Raw genomic sequence first — 15,659 nt, forward strand, 5'->3', positions numbered from 1 at the left:
TCTGAATCGTCAGCAGGTTCTGGCGACGCTATCGCACTAAAGCAACCGTAGACGACACTGTTTGAGCCTTATTTTGCCTCAAACGTGCTTTCATTTATCCCCAGCTTGTTCTTAGCCTGCAGTTCTACCGGGAAGCCCCACAGGTAGCGGATTTGCTCTAAGGTAGCCTTGGCGCTTTCAGCCTCCAGGCGGCGGTCTTTCTGGATGTAGTGGGTCAGGTACAGCTTGCTGGTCCGGTGCAGGTCTACCTTTGTAACCTGTATGTTGGGCACACGGGAAGAGCGGTCATACTGGTAGCTCAGCTGCTCCCTTACTTTTCTGTACCCGCGCTCATTGTGGATCGCCCCTATCTCGTAATCCGTTTCGTTCTCCTTATCAATAATGGTGAACAGCTTCATGTCGCGGATAACCTTTGGCGAGAGATACTGCAGTATAAAGCTATCATCCCGGAAATTCTCCATTACGTAATGCACCTGCTCCAGCCAGTCTTTCCCGACCAGGTTCGGAAACCAGGCTTTGTCTTCGGCGGTAGGCTCCAGGCAAATGCGCTTGATGTCCATGAAGATGTTAAAGCCTAGCGTGTACGGGTTGAGCCCAGCGTAGTATTTGCTGTTGTACTCCGGCTGGTACAGCACACCGCTGTGGCTTTTGATAAACTCCAGCATAAAGCCGTCGTTCACATAGCCTTCGTCAAACAGCTTGTTTATGATGTGGTAGTGCGTGAAGGTGGCAAAGCCTTCGTTCATCACCTTGGTTGCCCCCTGCGGGTAAAAATACTGCGCTACTTTGCGCACAATCCGAATGATCTCTCTTTTCCAGGCAGGCAGCGTTGGCGCGTACTTTTCAATAAAGTATAGGATGTTCTCTTCCGGCTCTTTGGGAAACCTGTGCTCCTCCCCCGGTGCCGCATCCGGCAGCTCAGGCTGTGTTGGCAGCGTTTTCCATATCTCGTTGTAGTTTTCCCGCTTTATATGCGCCAGCTTCCTGAGCCGGTCGTTTTCTTCCTTGGCAGATACTTTAGAAGGTTTTTTATACTTGTCAATGCCGTGGTTCATGAGGGCATGGGCTGCGTCGAGTACCCGCTCCACTTCCTCCTCGCCGTACTCCTCCTCGCACCGCAGAATGTAATCGCGGGCAAACACCATGTAATCAACAATAGAGTCGGCGGAGGTCCAGTCCAGGAACATGTAGTTGTTGGCGAAAAAGGCATTATGTCCCTGGCAGGCATGTGCGATCACGAGCAGCATCATACAAGTGGAATTGTTCTCCATGTTGTAGCTGATGCATGGGTTGGAGTTGATCACCAGCTCATAGGAAAGCCCCATGCGCCCCTTGGTATAGTTGCTCTGGTTAAGCACGAAGTCTTTGCCAAATTTCCAGTGCGGGTAAGAAGTAGGCAAGCCCGTGAGCGCGTAGGCATCAATCATCTGCTCCGAGGTCACGATCTCGATCTGGTTCGGGTAGGTCTTCAGCTTCAGGTAATCGCGTCCTATTCTGCTGATCACCTCATCTGCCGCCTCCAGGGTTTTGTAGTCCCAGTTGGGGCTACAGAACATGGCTCTGTACTGGTCTTTCTCTGTCATGGCGGTGATATTTTATACTTGCTATACTCCAGCTAAAGGGCTGGTTAAAGAGAAGGCTAACAGTCTGGCTCAGGCAGCCTCGCGCCGCTTCCGGAACAGCCCCTGGAAAACTGGCCAGATCTCATAGGCTTCGTAAATATGCCTGATGGAAAAGTCCTCGTCGTTGCTGATCCGCTTGTAAGCCTGCCAAAGATCGCTTTCGCGGTCTTTGCTGTTAATTTCGATGTAGGCCATAAACTGAATGGAGGGCAGCACCGCCTCCTGCAGCAGCTTCTTACATTCCAGGGCATCCTGCTTCGACCATACGTCACCGTCCGACGCCTGGCAGCAGTACACGTTCCAACTCTCGTCATAGCGTTCCCGGATGATCCTGTCCATCAGTTTTAGGGAGGGAGCAACCACTGTGCCGCCGCTTTCCCGGGAGTTAAAAAACTCCTCCTCGTCTACCTCTTTGGCCTCTGTGTGGTGCCGGATAAACACCAGTTCCACATTTTTATACTGCCTGGTCAGGAAGATGTACAGGAGCGTAAAGAACCGCTTCGCGATATCCTTCTCGTGGTAGCCCATCGAGGCAGACACATCCATCACGCAGAACATTACGGCAGAGGTAACAGGCACTGGCACACGCTCAAAGTTGTTGTAGCGCATGTCGATATCCTCAAAAAAAGGAATGGTATTGGCCTGCTTTCTTACCTTTTCCAGCTCCGCCTCCAGCAACAGCCTCTCTTCGGGGTCCGCCGTGCTCGCCAGCTGCGCTTCAAGCTTTTGCAGCTTCTTCTCAAAAACACCCTTCAGCGCCAGCCGCCGCCCCAGCGACTGCCGGTAGCTCGTTTTAATATTCAGGCGCGAGGGAACGCTGTCTTTGGTATAGCCGGCGCGGCGCGATTCAAAGTTCTCCGTGCTGTCCATGAGCTTCTTCACCAGGTTGGGTAGCGCCAGGTCATCGAAAAAGTACTTCAGAAACTCCTCCCGCGACAGAACCACGGTAAATTCGTCCTCGGTGACCTCCGGGCTGTTAGAGCCCTTCCCCTTCCCGCTGCCACCGGCACCGCCTTTTGGCTTAGGTACACGGTCGCCTTCGTTAAAGCGGTCGTTGCCGGGCTTTATGATATACTTCTTGCCTGTTTTAGGGTCATGGCGGAAACTCGGCTCATCCAGGCCACGCACGGGCACTTTCACGCTGCCGCCTGTGCTGCTGTCTTTTATACTTTCCTGGCTGATAATATCCGGAATGGCCTTCTTAATCTGGCTCTCTACCCGCTTTAAGAACTTCTGCCGGTTACCCGTAGATTTCCCCTTGTCGTTCTTCCGTCTGTCAATGATGTGGCTCATGGGAATTTGAGTTGAGAGTGGAGAGGTAAAAGCTATGGGTTAGAAGAGGCACTTTTAACCCATACCTTTTACCCCATACCTTATTTACGCCATTGTTTTTCTTACCCGCATAAACCAATCCACCAGTATGCGGATCTGCTTATCTGTATAGCCCCTGTCCTTCATCCGTTTGGTGAAATCACGGTGCTTCTTCTCGTCTTCCTTGTTCGACTTCGCCGTGAACGACACCACTGGCAGCAGATCTTCGGTATTGGTAAAGATCTTCTTTTCGATCACGTTCTTGATCTTCTCGTAGGAATCCCAGCGCGGGTTTTCGCCGCCGTGGTTCGCTTTGTAGCGCAGGGTAAAGTTGGTTACCTCAGCCCGGAAGTCCTTGGGGTTGGCAATGCCTGCAGGCTTCTCTATCTTCTCCAGTTCCGCATTCAGGATGCTCCTGTCAAAAATCTCCCCCGAGTCCGGGTCCCGGTAGTCGTTATTCTGCATCCAATGGTCGGCATAGATCACATACTTTTCAAAGATGTTCTGCCCATAGGAGCTGTAAGACTCGATGTAAGCCTTCTGTATCTCATCTGCGATAAACTCAGCGTACTTACTGGCCAGCAGCGACTTGATCAGGTGCAGGTATTTTGTCTCTGTTTCTGGTGGCAGCATCATCTTCACCACCTCTTGCTCCAGCACATAAAGCAGATGCACCGGGTTGGCGGCTATCTCCTCACTGTCAAAGTTGAAAACCTTGGAAAGGATCTTGAAAGCGAAGCGCGTAGAGATACCCTGCATGCCCTCATTAATACCGGCATCGTCGCGGTACTCTTGTATGGATTTGGCATTGGGGTCCGTCTCCTTCAGTGTTTCACCGTTGTAGACGCGCATTTTGGAGTAAATGCTGGAGTTCTCCGGTTCCTTCAGCCGCGACATTACCGAAAACTCGGCCAGCAGCTCGATGGTCTTGGGTGCGCAGGGGGCGTTTTTAAGCGAACTCTCCCGAATAAGCTTTTCATAAATCTTGATTTCCTCGCTCACGCGGAGGCAGTACGGCACCTGTACTTTGTAGATACGGTCCAGGAAAGCCTCGTTTTTCTTATCGTTGAGGAACTTGGCCCATTCCGACTCATTGGAGTGGGCCAGGATGATGCCGTCAAACGGAATGGCCCCGATCGGCTCTGTGCCCTTGTAGTTCTTCTCCTGCGTGGCGGTCAGCAACGGGTTCAGGACCTTGATCGGGGCCTTGAACATCTCCACAAACTCCAGCAGGCCCTGGTTGGCCAGGCACAACCCGCCGGTATAAGAATAGGCGTCGGGGTCGCTCTGCTGGTACTCGGCCAGCTTACGGATATCCACCTTACCCACCAGCGTGGAAATGTCCTGGTTGTTCTCATCACCGGGCTCGGTTTTGGAGATTGCCACCTGGTCCTGTATGGACGGGAAGAGCCGGATAACTTTGAAGCGGTTAATGTCGCCGTCGAACTCGCGCAGCCTTTTAGAGGCCCAGGGGCTCATGCAGCTGGGCACGTAACGCGACGGTATGCTGTACTCCTCCTCCAGCTCCTCGGTGTAGTCGGCAAACAGGCCGAGCGGGCTCTCAAACACCGGGCTCACCTCCTCCCCTGCCTTCAGCACATAAATAGGGTTCTGCTGCATCAGGTGCTTTAGCTTTTCGGCCAGAGAGCTCTTTCCGCCGCCAACCGGGCCCATCAGGTACAGGATTTGTTTCTTCTCCTCCAGGCCCTGCGCCGAATGGCGGAAGTAGGAAACGATCTGCTCAATGGTGCTTTCCATCCCATAGAAGTCTTTGAAAGCCGGATAGACTTTTATCTTCTTGTTGGAGAAGATTCTGCTTAGCACCGGGTCCTGGCGGGTGTCCAGAACTTCCGGCTCCCCGATTGCGTGCAGGATCCTTTCTGCAGGCTTGGCATACACGCTCGGGTCTTTTTTACACTCCTCGAGATAGGCAGCTACTGTCATCTCATTCATTGAGGCACTGTAATTGGTCTTGATTTTCTCTAAAATGTTCATATTTGCTTGTGTCTTTATAACATCGTCAGAATCATTTTATAACATAGAGCAACTAGCAGTTTATCAACTATTTGTCTGGAGTGTGGTCAACTGCTAAGCAACTAATCTTATCATATAGTGTGAGAGGTATGTTATGTCTGAAAAATTGTCTTCGGGCCTGTGCCTGTCTAGGGCCTCCTGTACCCAAGGTTACTGTTAACCTGGTCGTCGTCTATGTATGGAATAACGCAAGGTATGGCGCAACGCCACTGTACCACTACCCATACACAGGGTTTGCAGGTCGAACCGGGGAGCCTCTTCTTACCCTGCGTCGGCAAAGGCCCGGAGTCATTGCGATCCCTACAGCCTGTTTCACCCTGTGTTATTTACAGACCTGAAACAGCTGCGTGTGATGTTCGCTGTACGCTGCACAAGAGAACCCCATGCTTTGCACCTGCTTGTAAAACAGCGTTTTGATTTTTTAAATTCAAAATTGATTATATTTTATAATACAAACTTTATACGTGAGCCATATGAAAAATATAATACCTTTTACTTATTGTTTAAAAGTTACAATTATACCCAACGCACGCATACCTCAGTGCTCCGGGAAATCAAAGACAGATTGTACTTTGAATACGCAGTAGCTATGTGCACCAGAAGAAGGAAGAGCAGGTCCGGGCTGTAGTGCTGGTGTTTGTATTGTACAGCAGTGTGTTTTGGTTGGCCGCCGCCTGATAATGCTTCGGCAGGTCCTTCAAAATAAAAGTGAGAAAGAGTGATAGAAGTTGTACCCTCCACTGTTCTACGGCTACTTCCCCGGCTCTGTAAATCCTCCGGCGAAGCGCTTTGCCATACAGTAAGGAGCCGCTGGCGCACCAGCGGCTTACTCGCAGTGCATGCTGCTGTCAAGGCACGCAGCTAGGCTACTGAGACTGACAGTGCCTGGTTACTGCGGCCGTCCCTTTCGCAGCTCCAGCACGGTTATCTCAGGCCAAACACCGACCCTGCCGGAAAAGCCGATAAAGCCGAAGCCGCGGTTTACGTAAAGCAGGCGATCGTTTTCCCGGGCCAGGCCCGCCCAGTTCTCGTAACGGTACTGCGCCGGGCTCCAGCGCACCAGGGGCGTTTCTACGCCGAACTGCATCCCGTGCGTGTGCCCGGAAAGGGTCAGGTGGATGTGCGTGGGGTGCACTTTCACTACTTCATCAAAGTGTGAGGGGTCGTGCGACAGCAGGACCTTAAAGGCGTCCTGGTCCACTCCCTGAAGCGCCTTATCCAGGTCGCCTTTTTGTATGAAGCCCGTGCCCCAGTTCTCTACGCCGATCAGGGCCAGCTTCTGGCCGTCTTTCTCAATTGCCACATGCTCGTCCAGCAGCAGGCGGTAGCCCATGGCTGCCTGGATTTGTTTGAGGCGCTCCAGGTTTGCTTCCTTCGCCTCCTCGCTTGGCCAGTCGGCATACATCCCATAGTCATGGTTGCCCAGGATGGAGTACTGCCCATAAGGCGCTTTTATCTGGCTGAAGGCATCCATGTAAGGCAGAATTTCAGTGGCATGGTCGTTCACCAGGTCACCGGTAAAGACAAAAAGGTCTGACTGCTGCGCTTTCACCAACTCAATGCCATGCTGCACGGCGTCTGCATTGTCGAAACTTCCTGAATGAACATCAGAGATCTGCGTAATGGTAAAGCCGTCGAAGGCCTCCGGCAGATCATCAAAGTATAACGTGTGTCGGTGCAGCTGATAGTTGTACTTCCCTTTAATCGTACCGTACACAAAGGATGCGAACGGAACGCTGGCCAGCGCCAGCGCAACCTGGCTCATAAACTTTCGGCGGGCGGGCAACAGTCGCGCCGGGGTGCCCTTCGCTCCCGCCTTTTTACTGAAGAACCGGGCTACAGCCACTGCAAGGCGATAAATATCCTCCGCAAACAGCACCAGAATAAATACCAGCTTGGTTACAAAAAAGGTAAGAAAGGCGTTAATAAACCACTGCACCACCGGCGTGGCGCGGTCACTGGTGAAGCGAACATAGACAGCAATACCGAAGCCGATAAGAAAGCCCACGAAGAATACCCAGAAAATGGTGTACACTGCCCGTCGCAGGTTGTCGGAGCGCCAGCTGGATGTGAGGCGCTTAAGCCCCTGAAAGACATACCAATCCATTAGCAGGGAAATGGCCCCCAGAAATAAAATAACCTGCGTCATGACGTACTGTAGCTTTTGCCTTTACTTAGTAATCCGGTAATATAGCCAAATCTCCTGTTTTTAGCCGTGTGTAAAACAGGTTTGTACGGCCGAAGCAGGTTTCTGAAGAAGCGAATGCTTGTGCATAAAGCGCGCTGAGCCCGGAAGCAGGAGGCAGCAGCTGTAGTTCTGTAGAAAGTGCGGCTTTAGTTAACAAAGCGGCTAGTTTTAGGTATACTTGTAACACCGGCTGCAGACAGAAGGAGGCTGGCACCCTAACGCTATTAACCTAACATCGCACCATATGAACCTGGAGAACTGGAACGAAGAACGTTATAAGGAACTAAACACCTACTTCCGCATCATCATTGAGCAGATGCTGCGCAACAATGTTGAGCTGGCTGAGCAGCAGCAGGCGGGCCATAGCCTACAGCTCGACGACCTGGTGGCGCAGTTCTCGGAGGATGACAAGGAGCGCTGGGATGAATTTCTGCAACTCGACCGGAAAAAGATGGAAGTGGATATGTGGAACCACCTGCATGGCAACGGTACCCGTTTTCAGCCCGGGGTGGGCTTTACCAACCCCGACGATGACACCACCTGGTAAAGCCTTAGCTCTCGAAGCTGTACTTGGCGTCGCTCCAGAACATATCCAAGGCAATGATGCGCGGCTTCAGGAAGGAAATAAGCTGGGGCCAATCGTCTTTGTTAAATACATTCACCGGGCTTACGGCCTTGTAGATACGGCTCACCACCCGGGCCGATTCGTCGGTCGTATGCAAGTCCCACTCCCACTCTTCTCCCAGGGCCTCGTGCAACATCGTTTTATGCTCCTGAAACTGCTCGAAAACCAACTCCTGTAGCTCAGTATCCGGGTGCGCCAGCTCAATGGCAATGTACGCGCGCTTGTTATCCGCGTTCATACGGAAGTAAATGTCCTTCACGCCGGTTTTGTAGTTAAGCCAGTTTATCTTCCAGCCCTCCGCAGAGAGTTGCGGCGATAGGTAAAGGCCAAACGTGGTCCAGAACTGCTGCCGGAGTTGTGAAGCTTGCTCGCGTGTATACATGCTGCAAATTTACCCTTTTTCGCGTGATTTCAGGAAACGAACCATGCATTTCACCCTGCGGGAACAGGCAGTGGTGTCACTAGCTTAGCTACGCCCTAGCTGCTGGGCGGCATCCAGCACCGGCCAAAGGCCTTAGCCCGCTGGGCAAGTGCGGGCACTGAGAAGCAAATGTTGGCTTGAGGGGCACAATAATTACAGAAATAGTATAACTTTTTATCCTGTTGCCGTTTATAAAGGAGGTTCGCCGTGGCATGCCGTTAAAACATTGTTAAAATAAGATATAATGGCGATGCGACATTTCATTTTAGAACATTTTTCTCTAATTTCGCTTTATAAGAGACACAACAACGGACATAAAATAAAATACACATGTCAGAATTTGCTGAAATTATTTTAGAAGGTAAATCTTACCAAATGCCTGTAGTAGAGGGCACGGAGAATGAAAAAGCCATTGATATCTCTTCTCTGCGCGCTAAGACCGGCTATATCACCCTGGACTCAGGTTATAAAAACACTGGTGCTACAACAAGCGCCATCACTTTCTTGGACGGTGAACGTGGCATCCTGCGCTACAGAGGCTATCCGATTGAGCAACTGGCAGAGAAGTCGAACTTTATCGAGGTGGCTTACCTTCTGATTTACGGCGCGCTGCCAACAGCAGAGGAGCTGGAGAACTTCAGCAACGAAATCAAAATGCACACCCTCGTGAACGAGGACATGCGCAAAATCCTGGACGGTTTCCCTTCTGCTGCACACCCAATGGGCATTCTGTCTGCCCTGGTTAGCTCCCTGACAGCGTTCTACCCAGAGTCGCTTAACCCGAACCAGTCGAAAGAAGAGCTTGACCTGTCGATCATCCGACTGATGGCGAAAATCTCTACTATCGCTGCCTGGTCTTACAAGAACTCTATCGGCCACCCGGTAAACTACCCTAAGAACAAGCTGGACTACTGCTCCAACTTCCTGCACATGATGTTCGCGTACCCAACCGAGGATTATGAAATTAACCCGGTAGTGGTTGACGCCCTGAACAAGCTGCTGATCCTGCACGCAGACCACGAGCAAAACTGCTCTACCTCTACTGTGCGTCTGGTTGGTTCTGCAAACGCTAGCTTGTACTCTTCTGTATCTGCCGGTATCAGCGCCCTGTGGGGCCCGCTGCACGGTGGTGCAAACCAGGCTGTGATCGAAATGCTGGAGCAAATTAAAGCAGACGGCGGCGACTCGAAGAAGTTCATCGCCAAAGCGAAGGACAAAGACGATCCGTTCCGCCTGATGGGCTTCGGACACCGCGTGTACAAGAACTTTGACCCGCGTGCCAAGATCATCAAGAAAACAGCTGATGACGTGCTAAGCGCACTGGGTGTGAAAGACCCTATCCTGGACATCGCCAAAGAGCTGGAAGAAGCTGCCCTGAACGATCCGTACTTTGTAGAGCGTAAGCTTTACCCTAACGTAGACTTCTACTCAGGAATTATCTACCGTGCCCTTGGCATCCCAACAGATATGTTCACGGTAATGTTCGCCCTTGGCCGCCTGCCAGGATGGATTGCACAGTGGAAAGAGATGCGTGAGAACAAAGAGCCTATTGGCCGTCCGCGTCAGGTGTACACTGGTGCCACCGAGCGTGACTATGTTCCTATGGAGAAGCGCTAAGCAACAGTTTTATACTTACAAAAAAGGCTGGTCTTCGGATCAGCCTTTTTTATTTTACCCTGCCCCGCCGCGGCGCGCAATGACCTGTGTCATTTTATGCCTGCACCATCGCTGCTACCTTGCGCACGCAAAACAACCTATACTTACGGCAGATGGCAAATATCAGGCTCACCCGGCTTTTTACCTTTGAAACAGCGCACGCACTCCTGCACTATAACGGCCCCTGTCGCCGCATTCACGGCCATTCTTATAAGCTGGAGGTAACGGTGCTGGGCACGCCCCTGGTAGCCGAGCAGCACCCAAAGAACGGCATGGTCATGGACTTCGGAGACCTAAAGCGACTGGTGCAGGAACACGTGGTATCTTTGTTTGACCACGCCCTGGTACTGCAGGCAGACTCTCCTCGCGACCTGATCGAAGCACTGGAAAAGCACGAGCACAGGCTGGTGCTCACACCCTACCAGCCCACCTGCGAAAACATGCTGCTGGACTTCCAGCACCGGCTACAGCGCGCTTTACCGGCTAATGTAACACTGCACCATTTAAAACTGTGGGAAACGCAGAACTCCTTTGCTGAGTGGTATGCGGAGGATAACCAGTAACAAATCTACTGCATGGGAAAGTGAGGCTGAAAAGTGTTGGCATACAGCAGGACCTAGCTAATTCTATCAGCAAGAATGTTTCTGCCAGCAAAGGCTAGAGCAGGATTTTTATACGTCACTGAGTTACCATACAGGTCGCTCAAAGCGCAATCATACCTGCTTACTATCGCTATGCAGGAGGCAGTAGCAGGAATAGCTTGAGTTAGAGCTACTGCCTAGGCACAAGGGCAAGACTTGCTACAAGACCCACATTTCGATGCGCCTGTTAAGCTGGCGGTTCTCTTCGGAGGAGTTTGGTTGAACAGGTTTGCTTTCGCCATACCCTTTGTAGCGGATGCGGTCTCTGCTAACGCTATTGCTCGCCAGGTAATCCACCACCGACTTTGCACGCCGCTCCGAGAGCACCTGGTTTGCCTGGTCTGAGCCGACATCATCCGTATGGCCCGATATTTCGATTTTCACCTGCGGGTTCTGCTGCATAAAAGCAATCAGCTTGTCCAGCTCTGTTTTGGATTTCTTCTCCAGGCTATACTTGCCGGTGTCAAAAAACAGATTGTTCAGGACCACCGCAGCGCCAGCCTTAATCGGGTCCAGGTACACATCCAGTGCAACGGGAGACAAAGCCTTGGACGAAGTATAGTCAAAGCTGCGGCTATTCATGAGGTACTGCGGAGCCGACACGTACAGGGCATACTGCTTGCCCTGCGTCAGAACGACGGTGTACTCCCCTGAAACCTTATCCGAACTGACTTGCTGCACCAGGGAATCAGCCTCCACGTCATAAAGCTGCACCTGCGCGGCCAATGGCTTCTTGTTTGTGGCATCGAACACACGGCCCTGCGCATAGGTACTCATCTCGCTGCTTCGCCATTCTGCCGGCACAGCAAACTGATAGAGCTGTATACTTGGTGTTCCGGCTTCTGAGTTCACCTGCCGGGAGTAATACCCGATCCTGTTGTCGGGTGTAATGAAAAGCGAGCCTTCGTCCGCAAAGGTGTTCAGCGGGTAGCCCAGGTTCTTGGGCTCCGTCCACTTTCGGTTAGCCTGCAGGTTTGTTTTAAAGATATCGAGCCCGCCCATGCCCACATGCCCGTCACTTACAAAGTATAGCGTGGAGCCACTCACGTGAATGGAGGGAGCCATGTCGCGGCCAGTGGAATTTACGGGCATGCCCAGGTTCTGGGGTTGCTGCCAGCTGCCGTCGTCATTGCGGTAAGTCACCCAAATATCCTCCTTACCTATCCCACCTCCTCTTGTAGAGGTAAAGTACATGGTGCGGCCGTCAGCAGAAAGGCTGGGTTGGGAGTCCCAGGCTTTGGAGTTAACCGTTTTACCCATGTTCTGTGGCTTGCTCCACTCGCTGCCTGTCCGGAAGGAGATGTACAGGTCACAGTCTCCCTGGCTATCGGGGCGGTTACAGGACGTGAAAACAAGGGTCATGCCATCACCGGAAATGGTAGCCGCGCCTTCATTGGCCGGGGAGTTGATATTTTCGGAAATAGGAAGAGGCGGCTGCCAGTCCTCCCCTCTTTTCTGGCTCACGTAAATGTTCTCGTCATGCTCCGGGCGGGCACTTTCACGGGCCGTATAAATAAAGTAATGCTGATCAGCGGTGGTATAGGGGAAATACTGGAGGCCAAAGCGATTAAGCGTGTTTGGCAGCTGCACCGGGTCAAACTGCACCGGCTTTTGCATCGCCTCCTGCGCGAAGGTCGCTGTTTTAAGCTGGTGCCGCGCCCAATCAACCATCTTGGCGTTGGTTGAACCGGTCTTCAGATACGTCTCATACCACTCCCGGGCGGCATCGTAGTTTCCCCTGTCGAAGTGCATCTCCGCGAGGTCAAAGTAGTTTGTCGCCTGTCCTTTTGAGAAAGGAAGCAGCTTGAGGCCCTTCTCCAGGTTCTCAAAGGCGGCGGCTTTATTGCCCATCATCTTGTGCAGGCCGGCAGCGCGCAGATAGGCCTCCGCAAAGTTCGGGTCCTTTTCAGCCGCCGCAGCCAACGCTTCCAGCGCGCGGTCGAAGTCGCGGGCCCGCACGTAACTGTCCGCCTTTTCGTATAAACGCTCTGCTTTGGCTGAGGTAGTGCTCAGCCTGGTTTGTGCCATCGTAGCGGTAGCAATACCCAGCAGCAACAGGAAAGAGGTAAGCAGTGGTTTATACATGTTCAGGGTTTATGGAATATCCATGTACTTGTGCGTCTGCAGCGACACACGCCACTGCGGATTATTCTTCACGTATTCTACAATGAGCGGCGTTATTTCGCTGGCTTTGCTCCACTCCGGCTGCAGGTACAGCTGGCAATGCGGCCCCACCAGCGCAGCGTGCTCCTCCGCCCACTTAAAGTCACTCTTGTTAAAGATAATCACTTTTAGCTCATTCGCAAAGGGATATACGGTAGCGTCAGGTGCTTTAAACTTTTTAGGGGAAAGGCAGATCCAGTCCCAGCTGCCGCTCACAGGGTAAGCGCCAGAGGTTTCGATGTACGTTTTAATGCCCTGCGCCTGCAGCTGCTCCGTCAAAGGCTTCAGGTTGTAGAGCAGCGGTTCGCCGCCGGTTATCACCACAGCTTTGCCCGGATAGGCAGCGGCGGCAGCCACAATATCGGCTACGGGTGTGAGCGGGTGCAGCTCCGCATCCCAGCTCTCCTTCACATCGCACCAGTGGCACCCCACGTCACAGCCGCCCAGGCGGATAAAATACGCTGCGGTTCCTGTGTTGCCACCCTCCCCTTGTATCGTGTAAAATGCCTCCATCAAAGGCAGACGAGAGCCGTCTTTTGGCACCTGGTGGATAGAAGCTGTTTTAACTGTTTTTAATTCTTCCAATGCAATTTTCGTTCGGCTACGGTGCGGGGGTTATCCTACACTCAGCCATTTATACTTCCGTTTCGCAAGCTGCCGTGCAGTTCTGCACCAAACAGGCCTGCAAGTTAGCTAAATTTCAAACAAGGATTGCAGCCCGTTCTGTTCCGGCCTGCCTGCCTTGTTCACACGTTAATTTAGACGGCACTATAGCAAAAAAGGCCCCTACTGTTCAGCAGGAGCCTTTCTCTGTCGTTTCTGATCAACTACAAAGAGGCCATATCAATCACAAAGCGATATTTCACGTCACTTTTCAGCACACGCTCATACGCGCTGTTGATCTCCTGAATCGGAATAACTTCCACATCAGACATGATATTGTGCTCGGCGCAGTAATCCAGCATTTCCTGCGTTTCCTGGATGCCGCCTATCATAGAGCCTACCAGGCGCTTTCGGCCCGCAATAAGGCTAAAGCCGGCAACGGCTGCAGGCTCAGGGGGTGCACCAACCAGAATCATGGTACCATCCCGCTTCAGCAGGCTCAGGTACATGTTCAGGTCGTGCGGGGCTGATACAGTATCAAGTATAAAATCGAAAGAGCCGCGCAGCTCGCGCATCAGGTTGGCATCCTTGGTAACGGCAAAGCTATGCGCGCCAAGGTCAATGGCATCCTGCTCCTTTGAAGGAGACGTGCTAAGAACGGTAACATTCGCGCCAAGCGAAGCACCGATCTTTACCGCCATATGGCCCAGGCCGCCCAAACCGACCACCGCCAAACGGTGCCCCTTCCCTACTTTCCACTGCATCAGCGGTGAGTAGGTGGTGATGCCGGCGCAAAGCAGCGGCGCCACGCGGGCCAGGTCTAATTTCTCGCTTACCTTCAGGGTATACTTTTCGTCTACCACTATTTTGTTGGAGTAGCCACCGTAGGTCGGGGTCTTTTTATCCAGTTCGTAGCTGTTGTAGGTGCCCACGTTGTGCACCTCACAGTACTGCTCCAGCCCTTCCTGGCAACTTGGGCAAGTACGGCAGGAGTCCACAAAACAACCTACACCGGCTAAATCGCCTTCTTTGAACTTGGTAACCTTACTGCCCACCTGGCTGATGCGGCCCACGATCTCGTGCCCGGGCACCATCGGATAAATAGAGCCGCCCCACTCATCACGCGCCTGGTGAATATCCGAGTGGCACACGCCACAGTATAAAATGTCAATCAGCACATCATGCTCGCCCACCTCGCGGCGCTCAAAGCTGAACGCGTCGAGCGGAGTGGTGGCATTCTGCACGGCATATCCTTTTACTGGAATCATAGTTGATTTTTTAATAGATGACTTGGTTTGCTGTTTCGGTACGGGCAGGTACAGTGACGCACGGCACCTGCGGCAACTTTATAACAGCAGTCGTGGCAAAATGTTTAACCGTATACTTCGTGCTTCGCAGCCCGAAGGGTGTTGGTCATCAGCATGGCAATGGTAAGCGGGCCAACACCACCCGGAACCGGGGTAATGTAGCTGCATTTCTCGGCAACATTGTCAAAGTCCACATCGCCGCGTAGGCGGAAACCTGACTTGCGCGTTTCATCCGGCACGCGGGTCGTTCCCACGTCAATTACCACGGCGCCTTCTTTCACCATATCGGCAGTAACCAAACCGGGCCTGCCCACAGCCACAATAAGAATATCCGCCTGGCGTGTATGGTGCGCCAAGTCCACGGTATTGCGGTGGCAGATCGTAACGGTCGCCTCACCCGGATACGTGCATTTAGACATCAGGATGCTCATCGGGGTGCCTACGATGTTACTGCGGCCAATCACCACACAGTGCTTGCCCTTTGTTTCGATGTTGTAGCGCTTCAGCAGCTGCAGGATGCCGGCGGGCGTAGCCGGCAGGTAGGCAGGCAAGCCGGCCACCATTCTGCCCACGTTTGTCGGGTGAAAACCATCTACATCCTTTTTCGGGTCGATTGCCTCCAGCACCTTGTTCGCGTCAATGTGCTTTGGCAGGGGCAGCTGTACTATAAAGCCGTCAACTTCGGGGTCTTCGTTCAGCTCTTTGATCTTGTTCAGCAGCTCCTCCTCCGACACGGAGTCTTCGTAGCGAATAAGCGATGACCCGAAGCCAATGCGGTCACAGGCCAGCACTTTGTTGTTTACGTAGGTTACTGAGCCACCATCGTTTCCGACCAATATAGCCGCCAAATGTGGCACTTTGCCCCCTTTGGCCTTGATTGCAGCTACCTCTGCAGCAATTTCGTCTTGGATGGCTTCGGATGTTTTTTTACCGTCGAGCAGGGTCATCTTTTTAAGTAAGAATTAGGAGTGATGAATTATGAATGGCTTTTTGGGGTACACCCGCTTAAACATGAAAGTAGCTGATGTACTGTATATACTTTGAACAATAAGTCTACGATGCCTTTAAAGCACAAGCCCCGACGCGCA

General features: G+C 52.4%; 12 protein-coding genes. 3 read left to right on the plus strand and 9 right to left on the minus strand.

All coding sequences use genetic code 11. The annotated features are described in order from the left end of the window. Positions 1 to 68: 68 nt before the first annotated feature. From CA264_RS07120 to CA264_RS07135, 4 genes are all read right to left on the minus strand, one after another. A complete protein-coding gene (locus CA264_RS07120; protein WP_025605846.1) occupies positions 69 to 1,583 on the minus strand; it encodes a SpoVR family protein in 1,515 nt (504 codons plus the stop codon). Positions 1,584 to 1,652: 69 nt separating this feature from the next. Then, positions 1,653 to 2,915 (minus strand): YeaH/YhbH family protein, encoded by a 1,263-nt coding sequence (locus CA264_RS07125; protein ID WP_025605847.1) that lies wholly within the window; start codon positions 2,913 to 2,915, stop codon positions 1,653 to 1,655. Positions 2,916 to 2,999: 84 nt separating this feature from the next. Next, positions 3,000 to 4,928, minus strand: coding sequence for a PrkA family serine protein kinase (locus tag CA264_RS07130; RefSeq protein ID WP_025605849.1), 1,929 nt, complete (start codon positions 4,926 to 4,928; stop codon positions 3,000 to 3,002). A 928-nt stretch (positions 4,929 to 5,856) separates the two neighbouring features. Continuing rightward, positions 5,857 to 7,116, minus strand: coding sequence for a metallophosphoesterase (locus CA264_RS07135; RefSeq protein WP_025605851.1), 1,260 nt, complete (start codon positions 7,114 to 7,116; stop codon positions 5,857 to 5,859). Positions 7,117 to 7,399: 283 nt separating this feature from the next. Between CA264_RS07135 and CA264_RS07140 the strand changes: the two genes are divergently transcribed. Further along, complete coding sequence (locus tag CA264_RS07140; RefSeq protein ID WP_025605853.1) at positions 7,400 to 7,702, plus strand: hypothetical protein; 303 nt, start codon at positions 7,400 to 7,402, stop codon at positions 7,700 to 7,702. Between the two features lie 4 nt (positions 7,703 to 7,706). On the opposite strand, the gene CA264_RS07145 is transcribed toward CA264_RS07140, so the two are convergent. Further along, the gene (locus CA264_RS07145; protein WP_025605854.1) at positions 7,707 to 8,162 is read right to left on the minus strand and encodes a DUF4268 domain-containing protein; all 456 of its coding nucleotides are present in this window, start codon (positions 8,160 to 8,162) and stop codon (positions 7,707 to 7,709) included. 369 nt (positions 8,163 to 8,531) lie between these two features. On the opposite strand from CA264_RS07145, the gene CA264_RS07150 reads away from it, so the two are divergent. Together CA264_RS07150 and CA264_RS07155 are read left to right on the plus strand one after the other, a co-directional pair. After that, complete coding sequence (locus CA264_RS07150; protein WP_025605856.1) at positions 8,532 to 9,818, plus strand: citrate synthase; 1,287 nt, start codon at positions 8,532 to 8,534, stop codon at positions 9,816 to 9,818. 152 nt (positions 9,819 to 9,970) lie between these two features. Next, complete coding sequence (locus CA264_RS07155; RefSeq protein ID WP_025605857.1) at positions 9,971 to 10,420, plus strand: 6-pyruvoyl trahydropterin synthase family protein; 450 nt, start codon at positions 9,971 to 9,973, stop codon at positions 10,418 to 10,420. 237 nt (positions 10,421 to 10,657) lie between these two features. Here the strand turns inward: CA264_RS07155 and CA264_RS07160 are convergent, their stop codons facing one another. The 4 genes from CA264_RS07160 to folD all read right to left on the minus strand — a co-directional run bounded on the left by CA264_RS07160 (position 10,658) and on the right by folD (position 15,518). Then, complete coding sequence (locus tag CA264_RS07160) at positions 10,658 to 12,583, minus strand: OmpA family protein (RefSeq protein WP_025605859.1); 1,926 nt, start codon at positions 12,581 to 12,583, stop codon at positions 10,658 to 10,660. 9 nt (positions 12,584 to 12,592) lie between these two features. Further along, positions 12,593 to 13,174: a 7-carboxy-7-deazaguanine synthase QueE gene (locus CA264_RS07165; RefSeq protein ID WP_119570431.1), complete on the minus strand. Its 582-nt coding sequence runs from the start codon at positions 13,172 to 13,174 to the stop codon at positions 12,593 to 12,595. 314 nt (positions 13,175 to 13,488) lie between these two features. Beyond that, positions 13,489 to 14,532 (minus strand): NAD(P)-dependent alcohol dehydrogenase, encoded by a 1,044-nt coding sequence (locus CA264_RS07170; RefSeq protein WP_025605863.1) that lies wholly within the window; start codon positions 14,530 to 14,532, stop codon positions 13,489 to 13,491. 104 nt (positions 14,533 to 14,636) lie between these two features. Further along, positions 14,637 to 15,518, minus strand: a complete 882-nt coding sequence (gene folD / locus CA264_RS07175; protein WP_025605865.1) for a bifunctional methylenetetrahydrofolate dehydrogenase/methenyltetrahydrofolate cyclohydrolase FolD — start codon at positions 15,516 to 15,518, stop codon at positions 14,637 to 14,639. Between the last annotated feature and the right edge of the window lie 141 nt (positions 15,519 to 15,659).

The sequence above is a fragment of the Pontibacter actiniarum genome (assembly GCF_003585765.1).
GTDB lineage: Bacteria > Bacteroidota > Bacteroidia > Cytophagales > Hymenobacteraceae > Pontibacter > Pontibacter actiniarum.